Origin of the sequence: Methylophaga sp. UBA1464, from assembly GCF_002325665.1 — a bacterium.
In the GTDB taxonomy this organism is placed as follows: domain Bacteria; phylum Pseudomonadota; class Gammaproteobacteria; order Nitrosococcales; family Methylophagaceae; genus Methylophaga.
In genome coordinates this window covers 1-3,546 of the sequence record NZ_DCSO01000020.1, presented here as the reverse complement: position 1 = coordinate 3,546, position 3,546 = coordinate 1, and the positions used below count along the sequence as shown (strand labels likewise).

2 protein-coding genes are annotated in these 3,546 nt (G+C 48.7%); both read right to left on the bottom strand.

Annotation, left to right across the window (positions count from 1 at the left end):
- Positions 1 to 307 precede the first annotated feature (307 nt).
- The gene (locus tag B3O33_RS02120) at positions 308 to 2,194 is read right to left on the bottom strand and encodes a PhoX family protein (protein WP_292361963.1); all 1,887 of its coding nucleotides are present in this window, start codon (positions 2,192 to 2,194) and stop codon (positions 308 to 310) included.
- 101 nt (positions 2,195 to 2,295) lie between these two features.
- Positions 2,296 to 3,369: a tRNA epoxyqueuosine(34) reductase QueG gene (gene queG / locus B3O33_RS02115; protein WP_292361962.1), complete on the bottom strand. Its 1,074-nt coding sequence runs from the start codon at positions 3,367 to 3,369 to the stop codon at positions 2,296 to 2,298.
- Positions 3,370 to 3,546: the final 177 nt, after the last annotated feature.

Sequence of the window (3,546 nt, the reverse complement as noted above, 5' to 3'; positions counted from 1 at the left end):
ATCCGCAGATTACGCAGATGGGCGCAGATTTTTTTGGATTAACCAAAGAGACACAGAGCACACAAAGATTAATAAAAAATGTAGGTCGGGTTAGCGGCAGCGTAACCCGACATAGATGATGTGATTGTTGGGCTTCCTGCCTCGCGCCACCCCACGGAAGTTTTTTGAATTCACCAATCGTGATGATTTATGAAGCGAGTTTAGATCAAAGTTGCTCTCAATTAATCTGTGTCCAACTGCGTAATCTGCGGATAAATAGCTTTTAAACCTTTCTGCCCTACGTGCCTCTGTGGTAAATCACTCAGAATCACGTCCCTATCACCCCACCATCCTCTTTAGTGATTAACACGGTAGCGGAACGAGGTCGGCCATTAGGCAGATGATCCGGCCAGTTGCTGGCGGCGCTGGGGTTTTGGGGGGATTTCACAATGCCACGCTTTTCTAAAACCGCTGGCATCTCACCGGGATGTTGAATATTGACCCACATGGTTTTCATGTCGGGCGTTATGGTGACGCCGGTAACTTCACATCCCACCGGCCCGGTAAGAAAACGTCTGGTTTCGCCAGTAGCCGGATTTACTGCCAACATTTGATTGTTACCAAACTGAGCAAATTCGCCTTCATTCATTTTGCTTGAGCTGATATCGGTTTGTACCCACAGCAGGCCTCGCTGATCAATCATCAAACCATCGGGGTTAGCAAAAATATCTCCGTTGATAGTCGCACCATGCTCTTCCCCGCCTGCCAGTACAAACACCTCCCAAGTAAATTCGGTGGAAGTGGCATCGACCTCATTAAACCGAAGCAGATGCCCATATAAATTTGGCTGTCGGGGGTTAGCCGGATTGGTTTCACTGCGTTCACTGTTATTGGTCAGTGAGACAAATACCTCGCCTGTCTCAGGATGCACGGTGATCCATTCCGGACGATCCATTTTGGTGGCCCCTAACTGGTCAGCCGCGGCCCGGGCATGAATTAACACATCACCCTGATCACTAAATCCATTTTCCGGGATCAGACCATTCTGCCCATATATTAAAGGTAACCAGACCCCAATACCTTCGTCATCAAATCGGGCAACGAATAACACGCCTTCATCCAGCAATTTGCCATGGTGTGCGCCCGGGGTGCCATCCCAGCTGTCACGGGTGACAAACTTATAGATATATTCAAAGCGGGCATCATCACCGGAATAACAGGCAATACGATTATCGGCGGCAACTTTGATGGCGACATTTTCATGAGCAAAACGGCCAAGTGCAGTGCGTTTAACCGGAATACTCTGTGGATCGTAGGGATCAAATTCAACCACCCAGCCAAAACGATTGGCTTCATTGGGTTCTTTATCCAGATCAAAACGTGAATCAAACTGCTGCCAGCCGTAATAACTGAACCCTAATTTGTAACGCTTCCAACGTCGTTCAGTCTCAGCGTCCCTTGGATGTTTTGGATCAAAAACAAAGTAGTAATGAAAATTCTCTTCGCAGGTGAGATAAGTCCCCCACGGAGTTTTGCCATTGGCGCAGTTATTTAATGTACCCAACACATTTTTGCCTTCAGGATCGGCATGGGTTTTCAACAAATCATGCCCCGCCGCCGGGCCGCTTATCTGCATTTCGCTGTTCGCCGTCAGACGCCGTGCATATTTTGACGGCCGGACAATTTGCCATTGACCATTATCACGCTTGACCTCAATCAGCGACACACCATGCGCGTTTTGTTCTTTGACGACCTTGTCAGCCGTATAGGTTTCTGGAGCATGTGTATGGCTGCCATCAGTGTGAATGACATCCAGATCCAGGTATTCATGGTTCATCACCAGCAAACCGTGATCCGAGTTGGCTGAATCGGCAGGCAAGGAATAAAAATGAATCGCATCATGATGCATGCCGGCCTGAAGAGCCTGTTCTGCCGCCGAATTACTGGCATCCATATTGAACACAGGACCGTCAGAAACTGGATCGCCCCAGCGGTAAAATACTTCTGCCCGATAGCCTTCCGGCACCACCACTTCATCCAGTAAATCCGCCACAGAAATCGCTTTAAAGCCCATTAATTGAGGATGAAGCTGCAATATGGTTGCCGCAGAAGACAATGGCATAGCCGATGCGAGCATCGCTCCCAAACCAAATTGCAGCACAGAACGGCGGCTGAGTTGTTTCTGTATAAGATTATCGAAGCTGTTTTCCAACATGCTTTTTCCTGAATGTATTTATCACACGAGTGGTTCTGACCTATTCCGTAGCGGATAACTCCATCACTAAAAAGACAACTTAATGCGACGGCGTGACAAAGTTATGACAATCGTTGGTGTTGCGCCAAGGCCCAAAGCACATGTTCGCGAACTAACTCGGAAGGATGCCCTGCCCGGTTATTTAATGCTGCCAACACACTGTCACTAGTCTGAGCATTCCCCAGGGCAACTGCAATATTACGCAACCAGCATTCATAGCCAATACGTCGTATTGGACTGCCTTCCAGTCGCTGCAGAAATTCCTGTTCTGTCCAGCCAAACAAATCGACTAACTGTGGCGCATCCAGACCTTGTCGCGGCAGATAGGCTGATTCCGTGGTCATCTGAGCAAACTTGTTCCACGGGCAAACCAGCTGACAGTCATCACAGCCATAAATACGATTGCCCATCATTGAGCGGAATTCAATTGGAATGCTGCCACGCAGCTCAATGGTCAGATAGGAAATACAACGGCGGGCATCCAGTTCATAAGGCGCGACAATGGCCTGAGTCGGACAGATATCAATGCACGCAGTACAACTGCCACAATGCTCGGATACCGGTTCGGTTAACGGCAGAGGCAGATCAGTGTAAATTTCCCCCAGGAAAAAATACGAACCATTTTGACGGTTTAATACATTAGTATGCTTGCCTATCCAGCCCAGACCGGATTTCTGTGCCAATGCCTTTTCCATCACTGGGGCACTGTCGGTGAATACACGATAGCCCATTTCCCCAACAGCCTCTTCAATTCTTTGTGAAAGGCGGAGTAAACGCTTACGTATCAATTTGTGATAATCCCGGCCCAGGGCATAACGGGAAACAAAACCAAGTTCACTGTTCCCCATCACCTGCCAGGCATCGGCCGCGGTTTCCGGCCAGTAATCCATTCTCGCCGTAATCACACGAACCGTGCCAGGCACTAATTCTTCAGGATGGCTCCGCAAGCTGCCATGACGTTGCATGAAGTCCATTTCGCCATGAAATCCGCGTGCCAGCCAGTGTTGTAATTGATCTTCTGCGACAGACAAGTCAATATCACTGACCCCTAGCTGTTGAAAGCCCAGCGAACGCGCCCAGATTTGCATATCTGCAAGGAGCGCACGGGAGAACTGCACTGTATTTGGATCGGCCATGCGGGCTATTATAAAGAACTGAATTTTTTCATCGGGATATTATTTTATGTCGACCTTGCCACATGAACTCTACACTGCTGAGCAAACCCGTGAACTGGAACGTATCGTTACGGAGCAACATAACATTTCCCCAGCAAAATTAATGTCACGTGCTGGAGAAGCGGCGCTGGATGCAAT

Excerpts from the sequence above, each read along its gene's own strand:
- B3O33_RS02120 (WP_292361963.1), bottom strand. The coding sequence starts at position 2,194 with ATGTTGGAAAACAGCTTCGATAATCTTATACAGAAACAACTCAGCCGC.
- queG (WP_292361962.1), bottom strand. The coding sequence starts at position 3,369 with ATGGCCGATCCAAATACAGTGCAGTTCTCCCGTGCGCTCCTTGCAGAT.